A 24,173-nucleotide genomic window follows, 5' to 3' on the forward strand; every position below is an offset into this window, starting at 1 on the left:
CCGGCCCGCCAGTCGCCGACCGCCAAGCCCGCACAGCCACCGCCGGTCAGCACCGCCGGTCAGCACCGCCGGTCAGCACCGCCGGTCAGCACCGCCGGTCAGCACCGCCGGTCAGCACCGCCGGTCAGCACCGCCGGTCAGCACCGCCGGTCAGCACCGCCGGTCGGCACCGCCGGTGGCTGCGGTCCCGGGTCGGCGGCGGAGCACCGGGTGTCCGGCATGCCCGAGGTGCCCGGGATGTGCAGATCCACTCGGCCCACGAGCCGCGCTTATCGGATTTATCGCCTGTCAGGGTATAAATCCGAAAAGTCCGGACACGAAGTGTCTGGACTTTTCGGGGCCGCGTTGCGGCATCCCGCCGTCGAGTGGGCAGGCTGCGGCTCAGACGGGGATCAGCGTGAACAGGGTGCGGCCCTGGTCGTCCGGCCACACCTTCGCGGTGAGGGTGGCGTCCAGGGTCGGGTAGGCCGCCCGGACCGCGTCCGAGGCGCCCTTGGCCGACACGAGGTAGTAGTGCACGTTGTGGCCCTTCGGGTCGGCCAGGATCGTGGCGAAGTCGCGGTCGGAGGTGATCACGAACTGCCGGGGGTGGCGGCTGGCCAGGATGATGGCGTACGAGTACGCCGCGTCGGTGAGCACCGAGCCGTCCGGCAGGCCCAGCGCGTCGATGTCGGCGCCGATGCGCAGGTGCTGCCGGGCCAGGAAGCGGGTCTGGGCGGCGCCGCCGGTGGTGAGGAACGCCGACTCCTCGCGGGCCAGGTCCGGATTGCGCAGGGTCAGCCCGGTCGACGGCACCGCCACGGCCACCGCCAGCAGGGCCGCGACGAGGCCCGCGGCCCGCACCCGCGGGGCGGGCGCCGCGGCCGGCCGGGACAGCAGGACCCCGACGAGCACGATCACCAGCGGCACCACGGCGATCTGGAAGCGCAGCCAGCCGAACGAGCTACCGACCAGGAACGCGCCGTTGTCGAAGACGAGCACCGAGCCGAGCACGGCGACCGGGGCCAGCGCCCGCACGTCGCGCCGGCGTAGCGCGAGGAAGGCGGCCACCAGCGCCACGACCACGGCCAGGGGCTCGAGCCCGGCCAGCTGCTGCGCCGCGTAGGAGGCCCGGTCGGCCAGGGTCGAGCCGGTCACCGACTCGATCGCCGTCCGGTTGGCCGCCACCTGGGCGGCGTTGCCGTATTCCGAGGAGAACGTCGCGAACCACTGGTTGCCGACGATCCGCCCGCACGCCGCCCACAGCCCGACCGTCACCAGCATCGGGAAGATCGCGAGCACCGCGTCGGTCTGGGCGATGCCGAGCCGGCCCGACTTCCGGTCGCGGTTGCGCCACCAGCTCACCGCGAACACCGCGACCGGCGCGGCCAGGCCGGGGGCGAGGGCCTCGTAGCGGCTGCCGTAGGCCAGGCCGAGGCTGAGCCCGAGGGCCACCAGCCGCTCCGGCTTGGCGTCGTCGAACCAGTGCAGCAGGGCGTGGGTGGCCAGCATGAGCGCGAAGAGGAACAGCGCCTCGCTCATGCCGTTGCCGGCGTACCAGAAGATCATCGGGTGCAGCGCGAACAGGGCGGTCAGGATCAGCCGGGGCGCGCGGGCCAGGCCGAGCCGCCGCAGGATGTCGCGGGTCACCGCCACGGTCGCGGCCATGAAGACCGCGGAGACCAGGGCCGCGACGAGCCCGTCGCGGACCAGCGCCGGCACGAGCGCGCCCAGCGGCAGGAACGGCAGCAGGATCAGCGACGGCAGCGGGTTCCATACGATGCCGACCGCGGCCAGGTGCGGATCGCGGCTGAACAGCACGTAGTAGGCATTGGCGATCCGGCTGATCGAGTCCTGGGGGATGAACTGCTGCCGCCACATCCACCACGCCAGGGCGAGGTACACCACGAGTACCACCGCGAAAACGACCCGGCCCTCGGTGAGCCGGCGCCGCCGGGCAACCGGTGCGATCCGCGGCGGCCGGACCTCCCCGGCAGCGAGCGTGTCAGTCGCCATGCGCCGCCGCCCCCTGCTTCAGGTGCAGCCCGTGGGTGGTCTTCTCCCAGTACGACGGGCTCAGCAGCAGCTGCAGGGCGGCCTTGACCGCGGCGATGCTCATCATCGCCCAGTAGGCGGGCGAGATGAGCGCCGACCAGAGCAGGTTGGGCCGGTCCATCTGGCGCACCACGAGCACGTTGAGGTAGATCACCGTGATGTTGCCCAGCACCATGCACAGCAGCCCGAGGTAGTAGACGGGCGTGACGAACAGGGTCTGGATGGCGTGCGGCCGGGCGATCACCCACAGGATCGTCATCGCCCAGAACACGGGGTTGAGCAGGGCCGTCAGCGGGGTGCCGCCGACGAAGAAGTTGAGGCAGAGCAGGCCGCGCCAGCCGAGCTGGCGATACGTCTGCCGGGGTGCGCGCATGTGGACCAGCCAGGTCATGAGGTACCCCTTGTACCAGCGGCTGCGCTGCTTGACCCAGTTGATGAAGTCGGAGTTGGCCTCCTCGAGGGTGACCGCGTGCAGCACGCCGACCTTGTGGCCCAGCCGGGCCAGCCGCATGCCGAGGTCGGCGTCCTCGGTGACGTTGAACGGGTCCCAGGCGCCGAGCTCGCGCAGCGCCTCGGTGCGGAAGTGGTTGCTGGTGCCGCCCAGCGGGATCGGCATGCCGAAGGCGACCAGCCCGGGCAGCAGCGACCGGAACCAGGCCGCGTACTCCAGCGTGAACCAGCGCGTGATGCGGTTCTGGTAGGTGTTGAAGTACCCCAGCTCGGCCTGCAGGCAGGCGTAGTCGGGGCCGAGCCGGGCGAGCGCGACGGCGGCCCGGCGCAGCTGCAGCGGCTCCGGCCGGTCCTCCGCGTCGTAGATGGTCACCAGCTCGCCCCGGGCCAGCTGCAGGCCGTAGTTGCAGGCCTTGGGCTTGGTCTGGGGCTGCGACGGCGGCACGATCACCACCTGGATGGGCGAGCCGGCCGGCAGCTGGGCCCGGGCGGCCGCGATCGTCTCGGCGTCGTCGGCCTCCAGCAGCAGCTTGACGTCGAGCCTGTCCGCCGGGTAGTCCAGGTCGCCGAGGTGCTCCACGAGCAGGTGGATCACCTCGGGCTCGCGGTAGGCCGGCACGAGGACGGTGTAGACGGGCAGCTCGTCGTCGGGTGTGGCGAGGGCCTCTTCGTTGCTCACCCAGACCCGGTGCTCCTGCCGGCCGGCCGCCCAGACCAGCGCGACGCGGAAGGCGATGGCCCCGCCGTACACCACCGTGATGAGCCCGATGAGCACCTGCAGCGTGCCGACCGGCCGCCACACCAGGGCGGCGGCGACCAGCACCGCGACGGCGGCGAGGCCGACCTTCTGCACCCGGGTCAGCACCACGTGCGCCGACAGCGCCGGCCAGAGGGTGCGCAGCCCGTCGATGCTCGCGACCAGGTGCCGCTCCTCGCGGCCGGGGACCTTGCTGACGCCGACGGCGGTCACGGCCGGCCCTCCGCGCTCGTGCCGGCGTCGTCGTGGTAGAGGCCCGAGACGATCGGCGAGCCGGGCACGCCGAGCAGCAGCGCCGCGACGGCGAGGGTGGCGAAGGCCAGCCGCCCGCGGGGCACGTAGTGCGGCCGCCCGTCGCTGCGGCGCTCCGCGACCGCGGCCGACCAGCGCCAGGTGAACGCCGCCACGGTCAGCCCGAGCGCCGCGTCGAAGGCCAGCGGTACTCCGCCCAGCAGCCGGATGGCGAGCGCGACGACGGTCAGGACGGGCAGCGCGGTCGCGACGCCGAGCGCTCCGCGCCGGGTCGGCCCGAAGCAGCTCAGCGCGGCCAGCAGCAGGCACAGCAGCGCGATCCAGGCCGGCGCGCCGCCGAGGCCGCGCAGCGCGTCGGCGACCGGGTCCGGGGTCGCCCCGTCGATCGCCAGCAGCGGCAGCACCAGCGCCCAGCGCAGCCGCGCCGCGGTGCGCGTGCCGAGCAGCAGCACGGTCGCGGCGGCGAGGAACGACACGAACCCGAGCAGCGTCCAGCCCGAGGTGGCCCCGCCCGGCGGCGCGAGCGCGGTGAGCGTGCCGGCCGCGAGCAGCAGCGCGGTCGCGATCAGCCCGTCGACCTGCCGGTCGTGCACGTCGGGCTCGGCGTCGGCGGCCTTGAGCCGGCCGACCAGCAGGGTCGCCCCGGTCAGCAGCGGGATCACCAGCGGCACGGCCGGGCCCGCGTCGAGCAGCCCGCGCCAGATGGACACCGCCACCGCGGGGAACGCGGCGAACGCGAGCACGACGCCGAGGGCGAACCTGATCCGCACCGAGCGCCGCCCGGTGCTCAGCGACGGCCGGCCGATCGTGGCGAGGCGCAGCCCGGCGAGGTGGCGCAGGAAGCGCAGCCCCTCGCGCAGGGACGCCTTGCTGTCGCCGGCCGCGCGGGGCCGGAACGTGTAGGGCACCTCCTCGACCCGCTGCATGCGGGCCCGCACCAGGATCTCCAGCAGGATCTTGTAGCCGACCGGGCGCAGGGCGGCTCCGGCCAGCGCGGCGCGGCGCACGGCGAAGAAGCCGCTCATCGGGTCGGACACGCGGGCCAGCCGGCGGGGGAAGACCAGCCGCGCGACGGTGCCCGAGGCCCGCGAGACCAGCCGGCGCCAGGCGCCGCCGAGGCCGTCGGCCCGGCCCTGGCCGGCGTAGCGGGTGGCGACGACCGCGTCGGCCCCGCCCCGGATCTCGACCGTGGACTCCTGGTCGTCGGCGCGGCGAGGCCGGACGCCGGTGCGCTCGAGGATGGCCGGGAGGGTCTCCGGCGGGTGCTGCAGGTCGCCGTCCATGACGACGACCCAGGGCGCCCGGGCGGCCGCGATGCCGGCGACGACCGCGCCGCCCAGCCCGGCGGTGCGCTCGCCCCTGGGCCGGTGCAGCAGGCGCACCCGCTCGTCGCCGACGCCACGGATCTCCTCCGGCGTCGTGTCGTCGCTGTCGTCGACGAACACGACCTCGAACGCCGTGTCGTGCAGGACGGTTTGCAGCCGCGCGACCAGCGGGCGCACGTTGTCTGCCTCGTTGCGGGTCGGTACGACGATCGTGACCTCGGGCCGCGGCCCTGATTCGGGGTCCGAACGTTGCCCCGGCGGGGACCATTCCTCGTCGAGCAGCGTGCCACCCATCCGAACTCCGTCCTCCTGCTAGATCTTCGCCTGGCTGTACGAGACCGTGGCGCCGACGAACGCCTCGTAGTACTCGACGACGACGGTGTGCGCGCCGGCGGTGAGCGGCACGTCGGCGGTGTAGGTCGTGGGGCCCTGGTCGACCCAGCCGTTGATCACGACGTGGCCGTCGACGCTGACCCGGACGCCGTCGTCGGCGGTGACGGTGAGGCGGTAGGTGCCGGCGGCGAGGGTCTCGGTCCTGGTCCAGCGCACGGAGAACTCGTTGACGGGGATGCTCGGGGCGGGCGAGCCGTCGCCCCAGTTGAAGTCGATGGCGCTGTCGGTGCGGGTCAGCGCCGGGGTGCCGGAGAGCGTCTTGTTCGCGAAGTACTCGCCGGTGAACTGGTCGCCGGGCGCGGGCGGCGCGTCGGTCGGGGCGTAGGACAGCCGGGCGACGGCGCCGACGAACGCCTCGTAGTACTCCATGACGATGGAGTGGGTGCCCTCGGCCAGCGCGAGCGTCGCCTGGTGCGGGGTGGGGCCCTGGTCGACCCAGCGGTCGACGACGAGGGCGCCGTCGACGTAGAGGCGCACGCCGTCGTCGGCGGTCACCGTGAACGCGTAGGTGCCGGCCGCGAGCTGGGTCGTCTGCGTCCAGCGGGCGGAGAACTGGTCGGCCGGGATGGCCGGGTCGGGCGAGCCGGTGCCCCAGTCGTCGTCGACGGCGTCCTCGTCGCGGGTGACGGCGGGCACGCCGCTGAGGGTCTTGTTGGCGAAGTACTCGGCGTGGAACGGCGCGGCCGGGGTGACCGCGCCGATGCGGTGGTAGTCGAAGGACAGCAGTGCGCCGACCGCGTTCTCGTAGTACTCGACGCGGATCGTGTGGGTGCCGCCGAGGACCACCTTGTCGACACTGAAGGGGGCGTTCTGGTCCCGCCAGGCATCGACGATCAGGCTGTTGTCGAGGTACACGCGCACGCCGTCGTCGCTGGCGCCGCTGAACCGGTAGGTCCCGGCGGCGAGGGTGTCGGTGCGGGTGAAGCGGGCGACGAAGTGGTCGGCGCCGATCGGCGCGCCGGGCGAGCCGCCGCCCCAGTCGAAGGCGATGGCGGCGTCGGTGCGGGTCAGGTCGGGGGCCCGGGCCGGGATCGCCGGGGTGGTGGTGTTCCAGAACTGCGAGCTGTACGCCTCGGGCGCGGGCAGGTCGCCGACCTTGGTGTACACCAGGCGGACCTGCGCGTCGCCGGCGTTCTCGTAGTAGTCGACCTGCACCGTGTGCGGGCCGCCGTCGAGCGGCACCTGGGCCGTATACGTCTGCGGTACGTGGTCGGCCCACTGGTCGATCACCCGCACGCCGTCGACGGCCACGCGGATGCCGTCGTCCGCGGTCGCGGCGAAGGAGTACACGCCCGGCTCGACGGTGAGGTCCCGGCTCCACCGGGCCGCGAAGTGGTCGGGGTCGATCCCCGGGCCGGGCGAGCCGGCGCCCCAGTCGAAGGCGACGTCGTCGTCGGCCCGGCTGAGCACCGGCGAGCCGGACGGCATCGCCGGCGCGTTGCCGGTGCCGGGCGTGTTCCAGTACTGCCCGGTCCAGCTCAGGTCGGGCTGGTCGGTCGTGCTGTCCCAGAACAGCTTGGCCACCGCGGCGGCGCCGCCGTCGTAGAACTCCATCTTCAGCGAGTGGTTGCCGGCGGCCAGGTCGGTGACGTAGTCGTGGGCTACGCCGGCCTGGTCGTGCCACTCGTTGATGACGAGCCGGTCGTCGATGAACAGCCGCACCCCGTCGTCGGTGACGGTGGTGAAGCGGTACCGCCCGGCGGTGAAGTACTGCGACTTGGTCCACCGCGCCGAGAACTGGTCCTTGCTCACGCCGGGCCCCGGCTCGTCCGGCCACACGAAGTCGATCTGCGGGTCCTGCCGGGTCAGCCGCGGATTGCCGGACAGGGTGGTGTTCGACCAGTACTGCCCGGTGAAGGTGCCCGACGGCGCGTAGCTGGCGGTGTAGGTGGTGGCGGTCTCCGGCGTGGTGATGGTGTGCCGGATCGCCTTGCCGTCCGACCAGCCGGTGAAGTGGTACACCACGCCGTCCGGGCCGAGCACGCTCGGCGCCGCCGCGAGCTCGCGCTGGAAGCCGCGCACCCCCTCGACGGTGGTGGGCGTCGCGATCGGGATGCCGTCGACCTCCATGCCCAGGCCCGGCGGCGAGGTCTGGAAGGTCATGGTGGTCTTGAGCGGGTTGATCCGCACCGACTGGGTCGCGGTCAGCCCGTTCTCGTCGGTGGCCGTGACGATGATCTCGTACCAGGTGTCGGCCGACGGCTCGCCCGTGCGCGGGATGGTGAACGAGCCGACCCGGCCGGTCAGCGGCCCGACGAACGGGTGGAAGTGGGTGCCGTGGTGCAGCCGCACCTCGGTCTTGATCTTCCCGTCGTCGAGGTCGAAGCCGGCGGCGTCGTTGGCGAACGCGTTGTAGGTGATCGTGTCGCCGGCCCGGTAGGTGGAGCCCTCGGCCGGCACCGCCACCCGCAGCGTCGGCGGCACGCCGACCTGGATCACCAGCGGTGTGGCCGCGGCCGTGTGACCGCCGGTGTCCGACACGGTCAGCTGCACCTGATACACGCCGATGCTGCCGTAGACCTTGGCCGGGTTGGCGTCGGTGCTGCTCGTGCCGTCGCCGAAGTCCCAGTGGTACGTCAGCGGGTCGCCGTCGGGGTCGGAGCTGCCGGCGCTGGAGAAGTGCACGGTGAGCGGGTCGATCCCCTTGACCACGTCGGCGGTCGCGTTCGCGGTCGGCTGCTGGTTGCCCAGCGAGTAGCCGATCCGGTAGAGCCGGCCCGGGAAGTAGGTCAGGTAGTACAGCGAGCCGTCCGGCGCCTCTTTGAGGTCGACGACCGCGCCCGCCGTGGTGTCGAAGTCGTGCACGGCGGTGACGTTGCCGGCGGGATCGAGGTCGGCCCGCTTGATGAAGCCCTTGGCGTAGTCGCCGAAGAAGAGGCTGCCGGAGTACTCGGGCGGGAACATGCTCCCCCGGTACACCGGGCCGCCGGTGACCGACGCGCTCTGCCCGTTGTGCGGATAGGTGTAGATCGGGTTGATGTACCCGGCACAGTTGCTCGCGCACATGCCCTCGTGCAGCGGCCAGCCGTAGTTGCCGCCCTTGACGATGTGGTTGAGCTCCTCCCAGCTGAAGTCGCCGACGTCGCCGCCGTAGAGCTCGCCGGTCGAGCGGTCGAACTGGAACCGCCACGGGTTGCGGAAGCCGTAGGCCCAGATCGCGCCGAGCTTGCCGGGCTGGCCGTAGAACGGGTTGTCGGTCGGGATCGAGCCGTCCTTGTTGATCCGCAGGATCTTCCCGTGCGGATTGGACAGATCCTGCGCATTCGGCGGATAACCATTGTCACCCACCGCGAAGTACATTTTTCCGTCCGGACCGAACCGGATACTGCCGCCGACGTGCAGTTCCTGCGAGGGCGACTGGGTCTGGAAGATCAGATACGGCCCGTCGGTGCCCACATCGCCTGACGCGTCGAATCGCACCAGCCGATTGAGCAGGTCGAGACCGGTGTAATAGAAATAGACGTAGTTGTTGTCGACGCCGAAACCCGGGTCGAACGCGACGCCGATCAGGCCGCGGTCACCGGAGGCCACCGACGGCAGCTCGGCGAACGGCTGCGGCAGGAGCTGACCGTTCTTGACGATCTTGATCTTGCCGGTGCGCTCCAGCACGAAGATCCGGCCGTCGGGCGCGATCTCGAAGCCGGACGGGCCGTCCAGCCCGGCGCCGACGACCAGCGAGGTCTGGAATCCCGGCGGCGGCGCGGCGCGCGCCGGGCTCGCCGGCACCACGATCGCGGTGGCGGCCAGCAGCGCGACCGCCAGGGCGGCCCGCCCCCCTCGCCACACGCCGATCGCAGCCATCCGTGCCCCCTGCCGAAATCCCGCCGGAAAAATTGCCGAACGCGCGGTCAATTAGGCGCCCGGCGACAATCGCCCGGCAAGACGGGCAACCAGAAATTTACGATCGCGCCGGCGGGCCCGGGCGGCTACGTGAACAGCACCTCATCGGCACGAATGCTGCAATTCGGCCACCGCCTCCGGGACGGCGTTTTCGCCGGGTACGCGGATCGTTCACGGCCGTCATCCGCCGGAATTCGGCCGGAAATATAACGGCCAGAAACGCGCGATGTCGGAAAGCCGTCATATCACCCGGACGGACGACGGCCCCATCGTCCGGAATGGACGACGGGGCCGCCGCGCAGCCGAGGCTAGATCACGCCCCGCCGCCGCCCGGCTGGACGACGCCGTTCACCGTGAGGGTGTAGGGCGCGTACTGCTGGACCTGCTCCGTCGGCTCGTCGTAGGCGACGACCGCCACGACCTTCGGGAACAGCACCAGCAGCGCCAGCTCGATCCAGTTGAGATCGAAGCCGCTCTTGCCGTTGAACTCGAACTGCCAGGCGAACGAGTTCGCCTCGTCGATGCCGATGAGCTTGACGTTCCAGTTCTTCACCGTGACCGGCTTGATCTGCGTCGGCGACTTGAACGGCGCCAGGCTGGAGCCGTCGCTCAGCAGCGTGCCGCCGAGCGTGATGTCGTCGAGCAGCAGACCGCCCTCGTTGACGCCGCCGTCGCTGACGTAGCGGAACGACAGCAGGATCGACTTGCCCGCATAGGCGGACAGGTTGAACGTGTGCTGCTCGAAGCCGTTCGTCGTGCCGTTGAGGCCCGGGCCGAGCGGCCCGTCGACGGTCTTGTCACCGGGGATCGACGTGTAGGTGCTGCCACCGTCGGTGGACACCTGCACGTAGCCGTAGTCGTAGGTGAGCTCGGCACCGTACTTCGCGAGGAAGGACAGCGTCGGGTTGGTGGTCGGCACGGTCACCTGGAGGACCGCGGCCGCGTCGGTGTTGTTCGCGTTGCCGGAGAACAGCACCGGGTTGCCCGCCCGGTCCGGGTCGTTGTTGACCACGGTCCAGGCCAGCGGCAGCGTCGGCAGGGTCTTCGCGCCGCTGAACTTCAGCGAGCGCAGGTCCTTGCCGGCCAGGGCCTTGCCGTTCTTCTGCAACAGGACGTAGTCCGCGCCGTTGGGCGCGGCGCCGGGCACGCTGTAGGACTGCGGGTTGGCCAGGTTGACCGTGGACCGCAGGCTCTTGGACGTGACCTTCTTCTTCTCCGCACCGAGGACGATGCCGTACTTCGCATCGCCGACGAGCTTGTCCAGCAGCACCATGCTCTGGTAGTCGTGCAGGACCGTGTACGCGTCCTTGGCGCCCTCCGCCTTCACGGCGGCGTCGAGGCTCGCGATGCCCTGCAGCGCACTGTCGCGGTGCAGCCGCTCGATGATGTCCTGACCGAAGCGGTCGTAGAGGTACAGCATCAGCTCGTAGGCGTTGCCGTAGTCGGCGAGCACCCCGTTGCCGTTACCGCCCTCGCCCCAGAGGTTGAGCGAGTTCTGGGCACCGCCGCAGTCGCGGGGGTTCGGGTTGTACGGCGTCTGGATCGGGCCGTACCCCTGGAAGCAGTACAGGTGGCTGTCGCCGCCCTTGTCGAAGACCGTCTTGGTCCCGTCGACGTAGCCGGTGAGCGTCTGCGCGAAGTCCGAGAGGCCTTCGTTCATCCACGTCACCTCGGCCGGGTCCGAGTAGTACTCGACGAGGTGCTGCCACTCGTGCGCGAACGTGCCCTCGTAGAGGCGCGGCCGGCCCGGGCGGCTGGTGCACAGGTCCGACGTCGGCTCGTCCGGCGGGTTGGCACCGGTGCGGTGCGCCCAGTCGTACGCGTCGATCGTCATGACGTTGCGGTCGAACAGCTCGTTGAACTGCGAGGAGAAGAAGCCGGCGATGTAGGTCGGGGCGGCCGGGAACGTGTAGTAGTTGTCGTCCCGGACGTTGTCGACCAGCGTCACCGTCTTGTTGCCGGCACCCGTGTAGACGCCGCCGTTGCCGTTACGGTCCGGGCCGAGCAGCGCGTTGCTGCCGTCCCGGTCCGGCGGGGTGGCGAAGGCGGCGGTCTCCTTCGGGTACATGTTGGTGTCGAACTCGTGGATGAAGCTCGCCACCTGGGCGTCGGTCACCGTGGTGGAGTTCGGCACCGCGCTGCGGCAGTCGCCCGCCGGGAACGAGGTGTCGACGGCGACCCAGACCTCGATGTGCTCGCCGACGCCGCGCAGGACGTAGTCCTTGCGGTACAGCGTGCCATTGAAGTCGTCGGAACCCAGCCACTGACGGACCGTGCCGACCGGCGGGGTGTCCGCCGCGGCGAGCGTGGAGCGCTGCTGCGCCTTGCCGCTCGCCATCTTCGACGTGTCGACGACCTTGCCGTCGAGCGTGAAGGTCTTGCGGGTCATCTCCCGCACGTCGGACGGGGCCGCCGATGCCGTGGCCGGGGCCTTCGCCGGCGCCGCGAGCGCCGGCACCGCCGGCAGCGCGACGAGCGCGATCGGCACGGCCAAGGCGACGGCCGCGGACGTGGCCAGGCCTTTTCTCACCATGGAGCCTCCTAGCGACGGCGCGCGGCACCGAGCGGGATTACCGCTGCGGCCCGGCGCGCCGGGTTCGGGATCGTATTGACACCGCACACTATCGTCGCCGTCGACATAGGCACGCATCGCATCGAACGCCGAGGGTTTTCGCAAGGGGTGAGCGGGGTTGCCGAGGGTCGCCGAATCGTGATTATCGTCGATGTTCGGCACACGGCGGGACCGGCCAGCGGCCTCCATCACGCAGGGTGACCGATGGAGCGCGGCTATCTGTAGACCCGGACGCACGAACCGGTCAGCAGGTTGCACAACGGGGCGAATTTCGACCGGAAAAGGTCCGAGAGGGCCAGTGCCGCCGCCGTCCGAAGGATCACAGCCCGCGACGTCCGGTGGTCCGGCCACCCTCCGGACGGCCGGGCTTCCCGGCTGGACAGCCGTTCACGCACGGTCACCGCGGACCGTATCGTCGGCGTATGGCAGCCCTGACCCTCGCAGTGGAACGACTCGCTGCCGCCACGGTGCTGTCCTGTCACGGGGCGCTGGTGGCGGCCAGTGCGATGCAGCTGGAGACCGCGTTGTCCCAGGTGCTGCTGCGGCCGCAGGTACGGATCGTCGTCGACCTGGCCGCGGTGGCCACCATGGACTGCACGGCGCTGATGATGCTGCGGGTAACCGCTGGCATCGCCGCCGAGCAGGGCGGATCGCTGGTCCTGGCCGGACCGGCCCCGCAGGTGGTAGTCACGCTGCGTGAGGGCGGGACGCTCAACACCATTCCGACGTACCGCTCCGTGCAGGCCGCCCTGGACGGCGACGACAGCGCGCTGATCACCGAACCGGCCGCGCCCGCGACGACGCCGTGGCCGATGAACCGGGCCGACCGCCGCTCCGCGTAGATAATCGGGACATGGCGGCGCAGCACCTGCGGTGGCGGCCCGCGCCGGCGGTGCGGCCGTATGCGGACTGGTACACCGGCTACGACCAGCGCGGCATGCCGCCGGGCCGGCATCGGGGGCTGCCCTCGCCGTACCTCACCCTCATCGTGACGCTGTGGGAGCCGTTGCGCATCGCCGCGCACCCGGACCCGGCCGCGCCGGCCGGCAGCTACGAGACGCTGGTCGGGGGCCTGCACACCACCCCGGCGATCGTCGCGGCCGGCGGGGCGGGCATCCAGGTGGCGCTGTCGCCGCTGGGCGCCCGGGCGCTGCTCGGGCTGCCCGCCGGCGAGCTGGCCGGCCGCGACCTGGACGCCGGGTGCGTGCTCGGCCCGCTCGCCGCCGAACTGCGCGAGCGGGTGTGCCTGACCACTGGCTGGGCGGAGCGGTTCCGCATCGTGGACGAGGTGCTGACCCGCCGGGCCGACCCGGCGTGCGCCCCCGCGCCGGAGGTGACCTTCGCGTGGCGGCGGCTGTGCGCGACCGGCGGGACGGTCGGCCCGGCCGAGCTCGCCGGTGAGACCGGTTGGAGCGCACGGTACCTCTCCCGGCGCTTCGGCATCGAGATCGGCCTGTCGCCGAAGGTGGCCGCGCGGGTGACCCGCTTCGACCGGGCGCGCCGCCGGCTGCAGGACTCGGGCGGCCGCTACCCCCTCGCGGAGCTGGCCGTCGCGTGCGGCTACTACGACCAGGCCCACCTCACCCGCGAGTTCTCCGCCCTGGCCGGAGTGCCGCCGGCGCGCTGGTGGGCCGAGGAGTTCCGGAATGTACAAGCGCCGGTGGACCTGGCCGGGGCAGGCTCGGCGGATGACCGATGACAGGACCCCGCCGCCGCAGGTGTGGCCGACGTTGCGGGCCACCGACGCCCGCGCCCTGATCCGTTTCCTGGTCGACGCGTTCGGCTTGCGGGAGATCGCCGTCTACGGCGACGGCGACGTCGTCGAGCACGCCCAGCTGGCGTGGCCGGAGGGCGGCGGCATCATGCTCGGCAGCGTGCGCGACGACGGCTCGCCGTGGCAGCTGCGGCCCGGCGGGTTCGGCTGCTACGTGGTGTGCTCGGCTCCGGACGCGCTCTACCGCCGGGCGACCGCGGCCGGCGCGACGATCATCCAGGAGATGAACGAGACCGACTACGGTTCGCGGGGCTTCGCCGCCCGGGACCCCGAGGGCAACCTCTGGTCGTTCGGCACGTACCGCGGGGAGCCCGTCGCCTAGGCTCCCCGGCCCGCGGTGACCAGCTCGCCGAGCAGGCGCTTGAGCTCGGCGAGGTGGTGCTGGGGGTAGCTGCGGCCGGCGGGGTCGACCACGCGGCGGACGCCGCGCAGCAGGCGCCAGGCCGTGTCCGGGTGGCCGAGCTGGGCCAGGGCTTGGGCCTCGAGCCAGTCGCAGTACTCGCCGTCGACGCCCGCGTCGCGCAGCTGCCGGGCGAGGACGACGACGGCCTCGTCGTGGCCGGCGCCGAGCAGGAGCCGCGCCAGCGCGTCGGTGCCCAGGATCCATTGTCTGGTACGGGGGGCCAGCTCACGGAGTCGCTCGAACGCGTCGACCGCCGCCTGCCGGCGCCCGGCCCCGACGTAGCTGCGCCCCAGGTCGAGCAGCGCGGTGGCAATTTCGGATTTGTCGGATATTTCGCTTAGGGTGGCCTCGGCGAGTCCGGCGTTGCGGGCGGCCTTGCGCCGACGGGTTTCGGGGTCCGCGTAACCGAGGTGGACCAGGTGCAGCGCGTCCCGCGGCACCACGGGCCATTGGGGCATCGGCTTCGCGGCCGGCTCGGCAGCGGACGGTTTGGCGCTGGGCGCCTCGGCGGTGGGATCGGCGGTGGGCGTCAGGCGCTCGTGGACGCGGCCCTCCCAGTGCATAGCGGCCGGGCGGAACAGGCGCGGGGTGCGGTGGGTGTAGGGCAGTTCGTCGTGCCGGTTGTCGATCTCCACCAGGAACGCGCCGGCCGGCGCCGCCCGCAGCAGATCGCGGAGCCGCTCCGGCGCCGCGACGGCCCGCTCGTCGGCGTCGACGCTCAGCACCCAGTCGGGGCGCCCGGCGGCGCCGACGGCCGCGTTGCGCGCGGCCGCGAAGTCGTCGTGCCACTCCCCTTCGCTGACGGTCGCGCCGAGCGAGCGGGCGAGGGCGACGGTGGCGTCCACCGAGCCGGTGTCGTGGACGTGGACGCCGTCGACGACGCCGCCGAGGGCGGCGAGGCAGCCGGAGAGGTTGGCCGCCTCGTCCCGGACGATGAGGACCGCGACAAGGTTCACCCCCGCCGGATCGGCCAGCGCCGCCCTCGCTTGAGGGAACCCGCGGGGCCGGTTCAGCCGCTGACCCCCGCCGCCGCTTCGGCGGGCCGCCCGTTTGGAGACGGTCGCGCCGAAAAGCGGGCGGCCCCACGCGGCCGGGGTCGGAGCCTGACCGGCCGGCCGCGAGCCGCGCGGCCGGTCAGCGGCCGGCGGCGGCGTGATACTGGTCGACAATCTCCTGCTTGATCCGGCCGCGGTCGGAAACCTGGAATCCGGCGCCTTGTGCCCATTCCCGGATGGCCCGGTTCTGGTCGCGGTCGCCGCGCGTCGTGCTGCGTCCCCGGCCGGCGGCGGTTCGGGCCCCAACGGTCGCGCTGCGGCCTACCTTGGTGCCGGCGGAAATGTAGGGCTTGAGCGCCCCGCGCAGTTTCTCCGCGTTCTTCTTGGACAGGTCGATCGAATACTGCACGCCATCGAGGCCGAACGTCACACTCTCATCGGCCGGCTTGCCGTCCAGATCGTCGATCAGTTCCTGAATGACACGCTTGGCCATGCCGGCCCGCCTCCCGTGAGCGCTGGGACGTACCTTCGAAAAACCGAAGCCAGTGGAAACAGTATCGCCAATAAATTCAATCCACGCCAGATAGCGGCGGAAAACAGTTCTTCACCGATCGTGTCGGTTCAATTACGGGTCCGCCCTCCTTCAGGCTACCCTCTCCGGGGTGAGCACACCCCCGCTGGACTGGGGCCGGCTGCTGGTCGCCCAGCTCGAGTTCTACTGGGACAACCACCTGTGGCCGCGGCTGAATGGGCTCACCGACGACGAATACTTCTGGGCGCCGGTGGCCGGCTGCTGGAGCATCCGGCCCGGGCCGGACGGGTTATTCCGCACCGACGGCCCGGCCACCCGGCGGCGGCACCCGCCGCTCACCACCATCGCCTGGCGCATGATGCACATCGCCGTAGGGTGTTTCGCAACCCGGACGAGCACGTTCTTCGCCGGGCCGGGCTCGGCGCACCCCGACGCCGACATGTTCGATCCGCGCCATGTGCCCGCGGATCTGCCACACACCGCCGCCGACGGCGTGTCGTTCCTGCACGACACATACCGGCAATGGCACGATCACATCGCCGACCTCGACGACACCTCGATGCGAACCCCACTGGGACCCAAGGGCGCCTATTTCTCGGCCGAACCGATGGCCGCACTCATCGCCCACATCAACCGTGAAACGATGCACCACGGCGGCGAGATCGGCCTGATGCGCGACCTTTACGCCGCCCTGCGCCGCACCGCGCGCCCCTGACGGCCCGCCCACCGCCGCACGACTCCGGCTCACCGCTCGAGCTCCGGCCGCAGCGGCTCACCCCGCCGCCGATGGCGGGCCAGGTCGTGCCGGGGCTGGGTGCGGGCGAACGGGCGAGGCGACCGGCGGCGGCGCGGCGGGTCAGGACGGCAGCGGCGGGCAGGCGGCCAGGATCGCCTCGCTGATCGCGTTCTGGGCAACGGCGCCCCCGTGGCCCGGTTCGACGAGATTGGTCAGGTACGCCACCGCCAGGCGCCGGGTCGGGTCCGCCCAGGCGACGCAGACGTTGCTGCCGTTGTGGCCGAAGGCGCGTTCGCTGCCCGTGCGGCCCATCGGCCGCGGCCGGGCCGGGTCCAGGCCCGGGCCGCCCAGCTGGAAGCCGTGCGACCAGCGGATCGGCAGGCCGATCCGGGCGTCGATGGTGCCGTCGCTGGTGGGGGTGGTGGCCACGGCCAGCGACGCCTCGGCGAGCACCCGGGCGCCGGAGAGCTCGCCGCCGCGGACGAGCGCGGTGTACAGCACGGCGAGGTCGCGGGCGGTCGTGGAGACGCCGGCGGCCGGGATGACGGCACGGCGGGTGGCGCGGCGGTTCACGAACGCCTGCACGGCGCGAGGGCCCGGGCCGCGGCCGCGCAGCGGCACGTGCCGGGGCCAGTGCTCGTCCGGCAGGCCGAGGTGGGTGTCGCGCATGGACAGCGGGCCGAGGATCTCGGTGCGCAGCAGTCGCTCGATCGGCTCGCCGGTGACGCGGCGCAGCAGCTCGCCGAGGAGGAAGCCATAGCTGACGTACTGGTACGCCGGGCCCTCGCCGGCCGGAAACCGGGGGCGGGCGCGTTCGACGGCGCGTACCGATGCCGCCCAATCGGTCATCGAGAGCGCGTCCTGCAGCGTCGAACGCGCGACGGGCAGGCCGGAGCGGTGCTGCAGCACGTGGCGCACGGTGATGCCCGACTTGCCGTTCGCCCCGAACCGCGGCCAGTGCGCGGCGAGCGGGTCGTCGAGCCCGAGCGCGCCCCGCTCGGCGAGGCGGTGCACGAGCAGCGCCGTGAACGGTTTACTGGTGGAGAAGATCCAGAAGAGCGACGTTGGCTCGCAGCCGTACCACCGATCGAGCACGACCTCGCCGTCGCGCACCACACACAGCTGGGCGGCCCCGCCCCGATCCCGGGCCAGGCGGGCGGCGGCCTCGAGCCCCGCGCGGTCGACGTCGCCGGTGTCGCGCTCCGCCCACTCCAGCACGGCACCCAACGTACCCCCGTTCGGCACCCGGCCATCGCCCGGCCGGATGGCACAGCCCCGCGAATCCTGGCAATAGCCTGGCAAAGCCTCCGCCGCGCGGGCCCCCGGCCGAACTCAGGCCCGACCACGGCAGCCACGACCACGGACGGAGCAGGACGTGACCTCGATCAGCGGTGTCAGCGCCATTTCGGGCGCGTACGGCGCGGCCTACGACCGCAAGGATCCGCTCGCCACGGTGGCTAGGGCGCTGAGCCTGTCCACCGGCGAGCTGAAGCGCCAGCTGCGCGACGGCAAGAGCCTCAGCGACGTGGCCTCGGCACAGGGCGTCTCGCACGACGACCTGATCGCCGCCATCAAGGCGGGCCGGCCGAGCAACGCGCCGGCCAACCCGTCCGGCCTCTCGGACGACGAACTGGCCGAGAAGATCGCCGACCGGAAGGGATCGCCCGGTCGCCGGGCGGGCCTGGAGCGGCTGAGCGCGGCGCTGGACACGGACGCCGGCCAGCTGACGAGCCTCAGCGCCGCGGACCTGGTGAAGAAGCTGCGGAGCCGCGGCTACGACCTGGACCAGCTCCGCTCGGTCCTGAACAGCGGCGACCTCCTGGACGTCAACGCCTGACCCCCGCCGCGCCCGTCTCGGCCTCTCCCCCGTCGGCTGGCTCGGCCCGGCGCGGCGCGGTCGGCGATCACGCCCCACACGCCGGGCGCTGCACGCCGCAGAGCACAGCGCACCGACCGGAAGTCTCCGCGATCATGCACAACCCGGCACCGACACCAACAGTTTTTCATGATCACGGAGCGCTGATGTACCCCCGTGTACCACAAGTCTCCGGGATCATGGCAAACCCGCGGTGCGGCCACTGCGAGCATCATGATCACGGAGACATTCGTCCGCGCGAATCGAATGGTGCGTCCGGCGGGTGCGACATCCGCACCGTGCGCACCGCCGCGCCGCCCCGGGGCGGGCGGACGAGGCGGCCACTGCACGCATCCGCATCATGATCACGGAGACATACAGCCGCCCCCACCCCGCGCAGATCGAATGGTGCGCCCGACGGGTGCGACATCCGCGCCGCCCGCACCGCCGCGCCGCCCGCACCGCCGCGCCGCCCGCACCGCCGCGCCGCCCGCACCGCCCGCACCGCCCGCACCGCCCGCACCGTCCCGGGGGCGGCGCCGATGATCGCCGCGCCCCGACCGGCGGCCATCGACGCCCAGCGCGGACGCGACCCCGCCCGCCTTCCCCTGCGGCCCACGGGGTCCGCACAACCTCGCATAACCGAAATGTCGGATTTATCCGTCACGAAGTGGCGGATAAATCCGACAAACCGTATTCGCCGGCCTACGACGTGACGCACCGGCCGTGGCCGGGCGGCCGAATGCAGCCGAATCTCTCCGCGATCATGCGGCTCCCGCCGGCGTTCGGCGCGTTTCTCATGATCGCGGAGCCATAAGGTACCTATGGGTACATTAACCTTCCGCGATCATCAAAAACCCGCGGTGCGAGCGGCGGCGAGGACATGATCGCGGAGAGTTCTCGTCGTGCTGTCCGATGCCGGCGCCGCGCGCGGACGTCGCTGCCCGCGCGCGGTCGTGCAAAGGCGTGCACAGCGGAGCGGTCAGTGGCCCGGGGTCTCGGCCAAGGTTGTCGCGCCGGTCATGATGGCCACCGCCTCCGACATGGTGTGGGACTTCGGGGTGATGACGCCCGCGCCGCGGCCGAGCCGCTGCACGTGGATCCGGTCCGCCACCTCGAACACGTGCGGCATGTTGTGGCTGATCAGGATGACCGGCAGGCCGCGGGCGCGGACCTCGCCGATCATCTTCAGCACCTGGTTCGACTCGCGGACGCCGAGGGCGGCCGTCGGCTCGTCCAGGACGATCACCTTGCTGCCGAAGGCGGCCGCGCGGGCCACCGAGACCGCCTGCCGCTGGCCGCCGGAGAGGGTCTCGACCGGCTGGGCCATGTTCTGCAGGGTGCCGATACCCAGGTCCGCGAGGGCCTTGGCGGCGTCGGCGCGCATGCCTTTCTTGTCCAGCATGCGCAGGACCGAGCCGAGGAAGCCGGGGCGCCGGCGTTCCCGGCCCAGGTACAGATTGCCGGCGATGTCCAGGGCCGGGGCGACGGCCAGGCTCTGGTACACCGTCTCGATGCCGGCGTCGCGGGCGTCCTGCGGGCGGCGGAAGTGCACCGGGCGGCCGTCGAGCAGGATCTCACCGGCGTCCGGCACCAGGGCGCCGGTGAGACACTTGATGAGCGTGGACTTGCCGGCGCCGTTGTCGCCGATGACGGCGAGGACCTCCCCCGGATAGAGGTCGATGTCGACGCCGTCGATGCCGACCACGCGGCCGAAGGTCTTGACCAGGCCGCGGGCCGACAGCACGGGCGTCGCCGAATCCGCGGCCGTCATGCGCGCACCTTCCGGATCCACTGGTCGACCGCGACCGCGGCGAGGACCAGCAGGCCGACGGCGAGGACACGGTACTGGTCGTCCACGCCGGCCAGGGACAGGCCGCTGCGGAAGGCGCCGACGATGAGTGCGCCCAGGAGGGTGCCGAGCACGGCGCCGCGGCCGCCGAAGAGGCTCGTGCCGCCGATGACGACGGCGGTGATGCTCTCCAGGTTGGCGTCGACGATCGCGTTGGGGCTGGCGGCGCCGGCCCGGCCGATGAGGATCCACGCGGTCAGGCCGTAGATGGCGCCGGCCAGGGTGTAGACGCTGAGCAGGACCCGGTCGACCCGGATGCCCGCCAGCCGGGCCGCTTCCTTGTCGTCGCCGACGGCGTAGACGTGCCGGCCCCACGCGGTGTTGGCCAGCGCGAAGCCGACGGCGACATACAGCACGGCGACCAGCACCACGCCCACCGTGATGTGGAAGCGGCCGACGTTGAACGTCTCCCCGGTCCAGTTGACGAACGCGGGCAGGTCGACCTGCTGCACGCTCTGGCCCTTGGAGTACAGCAGGCCGATGGCGGTGAAGACCGACAGCGTGCCCAGCGTGACGATGAACGGCGGCAGCCCGAGCCGGGTGACCAGGGTGCCGTTGCACAGCCCGGCCACGATCCCGACGGCGATGCCGATGACCACGGCCAGGACGCCCGGGATCCCGTTGCCCTCGGCCAGCTTCGCCGAGAGCATCATCGCCAGGATCGTGATCGCGCCGACGGACAGGTCGATGCCCGCGGTGAGGATCACCAGGGTCTGGCCCACGGCGAGGGCGCCGATGACGGCGACCTGCTGCAGGACCAGCGACAGGGAGTTGGGCGAGGCGAAGCGCGGGTTGATCGCGGAGAACACGATCACCGAGGCGACGAGCACCAGGAACGGGCTGATCGCCGGGTACCCGTGCAGCAGGTGCTGGACCCGCTGCAGGGGCGACTGCCGGCGCAGCGCGAACTGCTCGGCCGCGGTGCTTGCGGTCACTTCTTGCCCCAGCACAGCTCCGTACCCTTGGTCGTGTCGATGGAGTCGACGCCGCTGACGGCCTTGTCGGTCACCAGGGCGACGCCGGTGTCGTAGAAGTCCAGGCCCTGGGTCACCTGCGGCTTCTGGCCGCCGGTCGCGATCGCCTTGATGGCCTTGACGCCGAGTTCCGCCATTTTCAGAGGGTACTGCTGGGAAGTGGCATTGATGAGCCCGTCCTTGACCTGCTTCACGCCGTCGCACCCGCCGTCAATCGACACGACGATGGCGCCCTGGACGTTCGCGGCCTTGAGGGCCTGCTGAGCCCCGACGGCGGCGGGCTCGTTGATGGTGTAGACGACGTTGATCGCCGGGTTCTTGGTCAGGCAGCGCTCCATGGCGGTGCGGCCGCCGTCCTCGGCGCCGTTGGTCGGCTCGTTGCAGACGATGGAGTACGACCCGCCGGAGTACTTGCCGGTCTTCTCCTCGTCGCCGTTGCGCTTCTTGTCCTTGGGGTCGATCCCCATGCCGGACAGGAAGCCCTGGTCGCGGTTGTAGTCGACGGACACGATCTTGTCGTTGAACAGGTCGAGCATGGCGATCGTGGCCTGCTTGCCGTTCAGCGACGCGGCGGTCCACTTCCCGATCAGCTCGCCGGCCTTGAAGTTGTCGGTGGCGAACGTGATGTCCACGGTGGACGCCGGGTCGGGCGGGGTGTCGAGGGCGATGACGTAGAGCCCGGCGTCGCGGGCCTTCTTGATGGCGGGGTTCACGCCGGGCCCGTTGGGCGTGATGAGGATGCCGGCGTCGCCGCGGGCGATCGCGTCCTCGATGGCCTGCACCTGGCCGGCCTCGTCGCCGTCGGCCTTGCCCGCGGCGACGGTGAGCTTGACGCCCTCGGCCGCGGCGGCCTGGCGGGCGCCGTCCTGCATGGTGACGAAGAACGGGTTGGTCGAATTCTTGGTGATGAGCGCGACGGACACGCTCCCGCCACCGCCGCCGCCCTTGTCGTCGTCACCGCACGCGGCGACGGGCAGGACGGCGAGGGTCGCGGCGGCGAGCAGGGTGGCGGCCCGCCGGGCTGTGTGCTTTCCCATGTCCGCTCCTCCGGGATTGACAACGTTGTCAGGACACTTTCGATTGGCCACGTCATGGTTGTCAATAAGAGCAGTTCCAAGATCCTATGTAACGATTGAGAAACACGCACGCCACGATGACAACGTTGTCAGTCCGGCAGGCGTGCGGTACGTTGTGCGACCGTGGACGCCCGACCGACTCTCCGCGATGTCGCCCAGCTGGCCGGGGTCAGCCCGAAGACCGTCTCACGCGTGGTCAACGAGGAGAGCGGGGTCAGCGCGGCCAAGGAGGGCCGGGTCCGGCGGGCGATCGAGCAGCTGGGGTACCGCCCGAACATCACCGCCAGCCGCCTGCGCCGTTCGGGCGGGCGCACCGCCGCCATCGCCGCCCTGCTCGAGGACATCGCGAACCCGTTCTCCTCGGTGCTGCACCGGGCCATGGAGGACGTGGCGCGGGAGCGCGGCGTGCTCATCTTCGCCGGCAGCGTCGAGGAGGACCCGCAGCGCGAGCAGGCCCTGGTCCGCGAGTTCGCCCGGCGGCAGGCCGACGCGCTCGTCATGGTGCCGGCCGGGGAGAACCAGGCGTACCTCACCCGCGAGCTGACGCCCGGCACGCCCGTGGTGTTCGTGGACCGCCCGCCGGTGGGCCTGCACGCCGACGCGGTCCTCGCCGACAACGAGGCCGGCGCCGCGGCCGCCGTGCACCACCTCGTCGCACACGGGCACCGCGACATCGCCTACCTGGGCGACCTGCGCTCGATCGCCACCGCCCGGCAGCGTTTCACCGGCTACCGGGAGGCCTTGGTCGAGCACGGAATCCGCCTGGGTACCGCACACGTCGCCCACGACCTGCACACCGCGGAGGAAGCCGAGGCGGCGGTGCTGCGCATGCTCGACGCCGACGACCCGCCGACCGCCTGCTTCAGCGCGCAGAACCTGGTCACCCTGGGCGCACTGCGGGCGCTGCGCCGCCGCGGCCGGCACACCGCGGTCGCCCTCGTGGGCTTCGACGACTTCCCGCTGGCCGACCTGCTGCAGCCCGCCGTCACGGTGGTCGCCCAGGACCCGGCGGCGATGGGCCGGCTCGCGGCCGAACTGGTGTTCCGCCGCCTGGACGGCGAGTCCTGGGAGCCGGCGACGCACGTGGTCGCCACCCGGCTCATCCCCCGCGGCTCTGGCGAGATCCGCGGCCCGCAGGCTGTTTCCTAGCCTGGCTGTTTCCTAGCCTGGCGGCGACTCCGTCGCAGCGCGCCGGGGGGTTCCCACCCCGGACCCCCCATGGCCGCTGCGCGGCCACTGGCTGTTTCCTAGCCTGGCGGCGACTCCGTCGCAGCGCTGCCGGGGGATTCCCACCCCGGACCCCCCATGGCCGCTGCGCGGCCACTGGCCGCGCTTCGCTGCCAGACCGCTCGCTGTCCGCGCTTGCCCGCGTCAGGTTCCGGGGGAGTTGGCCCAGGCTCCGCGGACGCGGGCCCGCGGGGCTTTGTTCTCGGCACCGCGGACGCGGGTCCTCGGGGGTTTGTTCTTGGCACCGCGGACGCGGGTCCTCGGGGGTTTGTTCTTGGCGCCGCGGACGCGGGCCTGCGGGCTTTGTTCTTGGCACCGCGGGGCTGGCAGCGCCGGGGCGCCCGTTCAGGGCAGGCCCGGTGCGGTGTCTCGCGGGAGGAACGGTCTGCATGTGACGCGGCCCGAGTCACGAAATGTAAGGCCGCTGTGTGGCCACGTGGCCGCGCTTCGCTGCGGCCACGTCCGCCCGCTCGTCCCAACGCCCCGGGGCGGGCACGATCGGCGATCACGTCCCACGCGTCGGGCGGCTGCAGGCTGCGGGGCCCGGCGCAGGGGCCGGAAGTCTCCGTGATCATGTGCACCAGCGCATCGACACCAAGGGTTTTCATGATCGCGGAGTGTTGATGTACCCCTGTGTACCACAAGTCTCCGGGATCATGGCAAACCCGGTGTGCGGTCACCGCGGGCATCATGATCACGGAGACATACGTCCGGCTCGGCCGCGCGGATCGGCGGTTGCGCCCGACGGGTGCGACATTCGCACCGGTCGGCCGCGCCGACCCGGGTCTGGCGTCGATGATCGCTTGCGCCCCGCCGATGGCCACCGACGCCCAGCCCGCGCCGGCCGCCGGCTGACATCAACTAGCACGATCAGGCGCTGGCCTCATACGCCACGCCGGCGGACGTGACCTTCGCTGCCAGACCCACCGCTGTCCGCGCTTGCCCGCGTCAGGTTCCGGTGGGCTTGGCCCGGGCTCCGCGGACGCGGCCCTGCGGGGTTTGTTCTTGGCACCGTAGACGCGGGCCTGCGGGGTTTGTTCTTGGCACCGCGGGGCTGGCAGCGCCGGGGCGCCCGTTCAGGGCAGGCCCGGTGCGGTGTCTCGCGGGAGGAACGGTCTGCATGTGA

18 protein-coding genes are annotated in these 24,173 nt (G+C 71.9%); 7 read left to right on the forward strand and 11 right to left on the reverse strand.

Annotated features, from left to right (window positions below; all coding sequences use genetic code 11):
• Positions 1 to 381: 381 nt before the first annotated feature.
• From ACQPXD_RS31180 to ACQPXD_RS31200, 5 genes are all read right to left on the reverse strand, one after another.
• The gene (locus ACQPXD_RS31180) at positions 382 to 1,995 is read right to left on the reverse strand and encodes a hypothetical protein (RefSeq protein ID WP_432824894.1); all 1,614 of its coding nucleotides are present in this window, start codon (positions 1,993 to 1,995) and stop codon (positions 382 to 384) included.
• Positions 1,985 to 3,454, reverse strand: coding sequence for a glycosyltransferase family 2 protein (locus ACQPXD_RS31185; protein WP_432824895.1), 1,470 nt, complete (start codon positions 3,452 to 3,454; stop codon positions 1,985 to 1,987). The genes ACQPXD_RS31180 and ACQPXD_RS31185 overlap by 11 nt, the downstream gene beginning before the upstream one ends.
• Positions 3,451 to 5,112 (reverse strand): glycosyltransferase, encoded by a 1,662-nt coding sequence (locus ACQPXD_RS31190; protein ID WP_432824896.1) that lies wholly within the window; start codon positions 5,110 to 5,112, stop codon positions 3,451 to 3,453. The genes ACQPXD_RS31185 and ACQPXD_RS31190 overlap by 4 nt, the downstream gene beginning before the upstream one ends.
• 18 nt (positions 5,113 to 5,130) lie before the next feature.
• The gene (locus tag ACQPXD_RS31195; RefSeq protein WP_432824897.1) at positions 5,131 to 9,012 is read right to left on the reverse strand and encodes a PA14 domain-containing protein; all 3,882 of its coding nucleotides are present in this window, start codon (positions 9,010 to 9,012) and stop codon (positions 5,131 to 5,133) included.
• 352 nt (positions 9,013 to 9,364) lie between these two features.
• Positions 9,365 to 11,584, reverse strand: coding sequence for a choice-of-anchor J domain-containing protein (locus ACQPXD_RS31200; RefSeq protein WP_432824898.1), 2,220 nt, complete (start codon positions 11,582 to 11,584; stop codon positions 9,365 to 9,367).
• Positions 11,585 to 12,045: 461 nt separating this feature from the next.
• Between ACQPXD_RS31200 and ACQPXD_RS31205 the strand changes: the two genes are divergently transcribed.
• From ACQPXD_RS31205 to ACQPXD_RS31215, 3 genes are read left to right on the forward strand one after another with little or no spacing between them, the layout of a single operon-like run.
• Positions 12,046 to 12,465 carry an STAS domain-containing protein gene (locus ACQPXD_RS31205; RefSeq protein WP_432824899.1) on the forward strand — a complete coding sequence of 140 codons (420 nt, stop codon included), beginning with the start codon at positions 12,046 to 12,048 and terminating at the stop codon, positions 12,463 to 12,465.
• Positions 12,466 to 12,476: 11 nt separating this feature from the next.
• Complete coding sequence (locus ACQPXD_RS31210; RefSeq protein WP_432824900.1) at positions 12,477 to 13,322, forward strand: helix-turn-helix domain-containing protein; 846 nt, start codon at positions 12,477 to 12,479, stop codon at positions 13,320 to 13,322.
• Positions 13,312 to 13,719 carry a VOC family protein gene (locus ACQPXD_RS31215; protein WP_432824901.1) on the forward strand — a complete coding sequence of 136 codons (408 nt, stop codon included), beginning with the start codon at positions 13,312 to 13,314 and terminating at the stop codon, positions 13,717 to 13,719. The genes ACQPXD_RS31210 and ACQPXD_RS31215 overlap by 11 nt, the downstream gene beginning before the upstream one ends.
• Here ACQPXD_RS31215 and ACQPXD_RS31220 read toward each other — a convergent pair.
• Positions 13,716 to 14,756, reverse strand: coding sequence for a glycosyltransferase (locus ACQPXD_RS31220; protein ID WP_432824902.1), 1,041 nt, complete (start codon positions 14,754 to 14,756; stop codon positions 13,716 to 13,718). The genes ACQPXD_RS31215 and ACQPXD_RS31220 overlap by 4 nt on opposite strands.
• A 178-nt stretch (positions 14,757 to 14,934) precedes the next feature.
• Positions 14,935 to 15,288 (reverse strand): histone-like nucleoid-structuring protein Lsr2, encoded by a 354-nt coding sequence (locus tag ACQPXD_RS31225; RefSeq protein ID WP_432824903.1) that lies wholly within the window; start codon positions 15,286 to 15,288, stop codon positions 14,935 to 14,937.
• 169 nt (positions 15,289 to 15,457) lie between these two features.
• Between ACQPXD_RS31225 and ACQPXD_RS31230 the strand changes: the two genes are divergently transcribed.
• Positions 15,458 to 16,042, forward strand: coding sequence for a DinB family protein (locus ACQPXD_RS31230; protein ID WP_432824904.1), 585 nt, complete (start codon positions 15,458 to 15,460; stop codon positions 16,040 to 16,042).
• Between the two features lie 141 nt (positions 16,043 to 16,183).
• Here ACQPXD_RS31230 and ACQPXD_RS31235 read toward each other — a convergent pair whose 3' ends face one another.
• On the reverse strand, positions 16,184 to 17,281 hold the full coding sequence (locus ACQPXD_RS31235) for a serine hydrolase domain-containing protein (protein ID WP_432824905.1): 1,098 nt from the start codon (positions 17,279 to 17,281) through the stop codon (positions 16,184 to 16,186).
• 157 nt (positions 17,282 to 17,438) lie between these two features.
• On the opposite strand from ACQPXD_RS31235, the gene ACQPXD_RS31240 reads away from it, so the two are divergent.
• On the forward strand, positions 17,439 to 17,900 hold the full coding sequence (locus tag ACQPXD_RS31240; RefSeq protein ID WP_432824906.1) for a hypothetical protein: 462 nt from the start codon (positions 17,439 to 17,441) through the stop codon (positions 17,898 to 17,900).
• A 1,000-nt stretch (positions 17,901 to 18,900) separates the two neighbouring features.
• Here the strand turns inward: ACQPXD_RS31240 and ACQPXD_RS31245 are convergent.
• From ACQPXD_RS31245 to ACQPXD_RS31255, 3 genes are read right to left on the reverse strand one after another with little or no spacing between them, the layout of a single operon-like run.
• Positions 18,901 to 19,692 (reverse strand): ATP-binding cassette domain-containing protein, encoded by a 792-nt coding sequence (locus ACQPXD_RS31245; RefSeq protein WP_432824907.1) that lies wholly within the window; start codon positions 19,690 to 19,692, stop codon positions 18,901 to 18,903.
• Positions 19,689 to 20,705, reverse strand: a complete 1,017-nt coding sequence (locus ACQPXD_RS31250) for an ABC transporter permease (protein WP_432824908.1) — start codon at positions 20,703 to 20,705, stop codon at positions 19,689 to 19,691. Before ACQPXD_RS31250 ends, ACQPXD_RS31245 begins: the two co-directional genes overlap by 4 nt.
• On the reverse strand, positions 20,702 to 21,781 hold the full coding sequence (locus ACQPXD_RS31255; protein WP_432824909.1) for a substrate-binding domain-containing protein: 1,080 nt from the start codon (positions 21,779 to 21,781) through the stop codon (positions 20,702 to 20,704). Before ACQPXD_RS31255 ends, ACQPXD_RS31250 begins: the two co-directional genes overlap by 4 nt.
• Before the next feature lie 162 nt (positions 21,782 to 21,943).
• Here ACQPXD_RS31255 and ACQPXD_RS31260 point away from each other — a divergent pair, with 162 nt between their 5' ends.
• Both ACQPXD_RS31260 and ACQPXD_RS31265 read left to right on the forward strand, forming a co-directional pair.
• Positions 21,944 to 22,969, forward strand: a complete 1,026-nt coding sequence (locus ACQPXD_RS31260; RefSeq protein WP_432824910.1) for a LacI family DNA-binding transcriptional regulator — start codon at positions 21,944 to 21,946, stop codon at positions 22,967 to 22,969.
• A 768-nt stretch (positions 22,970 to 23,737) separates the two neighbouring features.
• Entirely contained in the window at positions 23,738 to 23,902 is a 165-nt protein-coding gene (locus ACQPXD_RS31265; RefSeq protein ID WP_432824911.1) for a hypothetical protein, read from the forward strand.
• Positions 23,903 to 24,173 lie beyond the last annotated feature (271 nt).

Origin of the sequence: Dactylosporangium sp. CA-092794 (assembly GCF_050948465.1) — a bacterium.
GTDB lineage: Bacteria > Actinomycetota > Actinomycetes > Mycobacteriales > Micromonosporaceae > Dactylosporangium.

What these genes read in the sequence shown, in the direction of transcription:
- ACQPXD_RS31255 (WP_432824909.1), bottom strand. Translation starts at nt 21,781, where the DNA reads ATGGGAAAGCACACAGCCCGGCGGGCCGCCACCCTGCTCGCCGCCGCG.
- ACQPXD_RS31190 (WP_432824896.1), bottom strand. Translation starts at nt 5,112, where the DNA reads ATGGGTGGCACGCTGCTCGACGAGGAATGGTCCCCGCCGGGGCAACGT.
- ACQPXD_RS31200 (WP_432824898.1), bottom strand. Translation starts at nt 11,584, where the DNA reads ATGGTGAGAAAAGGCCTGGCCACGTCCGCGGCCGTCGCCTTGGCCGTG.
- ACQPXD_RS31225 (WP_432824903.1), bottom strand. Translation starts at nt 15,288, where the DNA reads ATGGCCAAGCGTGTCATTCAGGAACTGATCGACGATCTGGACGGCAAG.
- ACQPXD_RS31180 (WP_432824894.1), bottom strand. Translation starts at nt 1,995, where the DNA reads ATGGCGACTGACACGCTCGCTGCCGGGGAGGTCCGGCCGCCGCGGATC.
- ACQPXD_RS31210 (WP_432824900.1), top strand. Translation starts at nt 12,477, where the DNA reads ATGGCGGCGCAGCACCTGCGGTGGCGGCCCGCGCCGGCGGTGCGGCCG.
- ACQPXD_RS31215 (WP_432824901.1), top strand. Translation starts at nt 13,312, where the DNA reads ATGACCGATGACAGGACCCCGCCGCCGCAGGTGTGGCCGACGTTGCGG.
- ACQPXD_RS31205 (WP_432824899.1), top strand. Translation starts at nt 12,046, where the DNA reads ATGGCAGCCCTGACCCTCGCAGTGGAACGACTCGCTGCCGCCACGGTG.
- ACQPXD_RS31195 (WP_432824897.1), bottom strand. Translation starts at nt 9,012, where the DNA reads ATGGCTGCGATCGGCGTGTGGCGAGGGGGGCGGGCCGCCCTGGCGGTC.
- ACQPXD_RS31265 (WP_432824911.1), top strand. Translation starts at nt 23,738, where the DNA reads ATGATCACGGAGACATACGTCCGGCTCGGCCGCGCGGATCGGCGGTTG.
- ACQPXD_RS31245 (WP_432824907.1), bottom strand. Translation starts at nt 19,692, where the DNA reads ATGACGGCCGCGGATTCGGCGACGCCCGTGCTGTCGGCCCGCGGCCTG.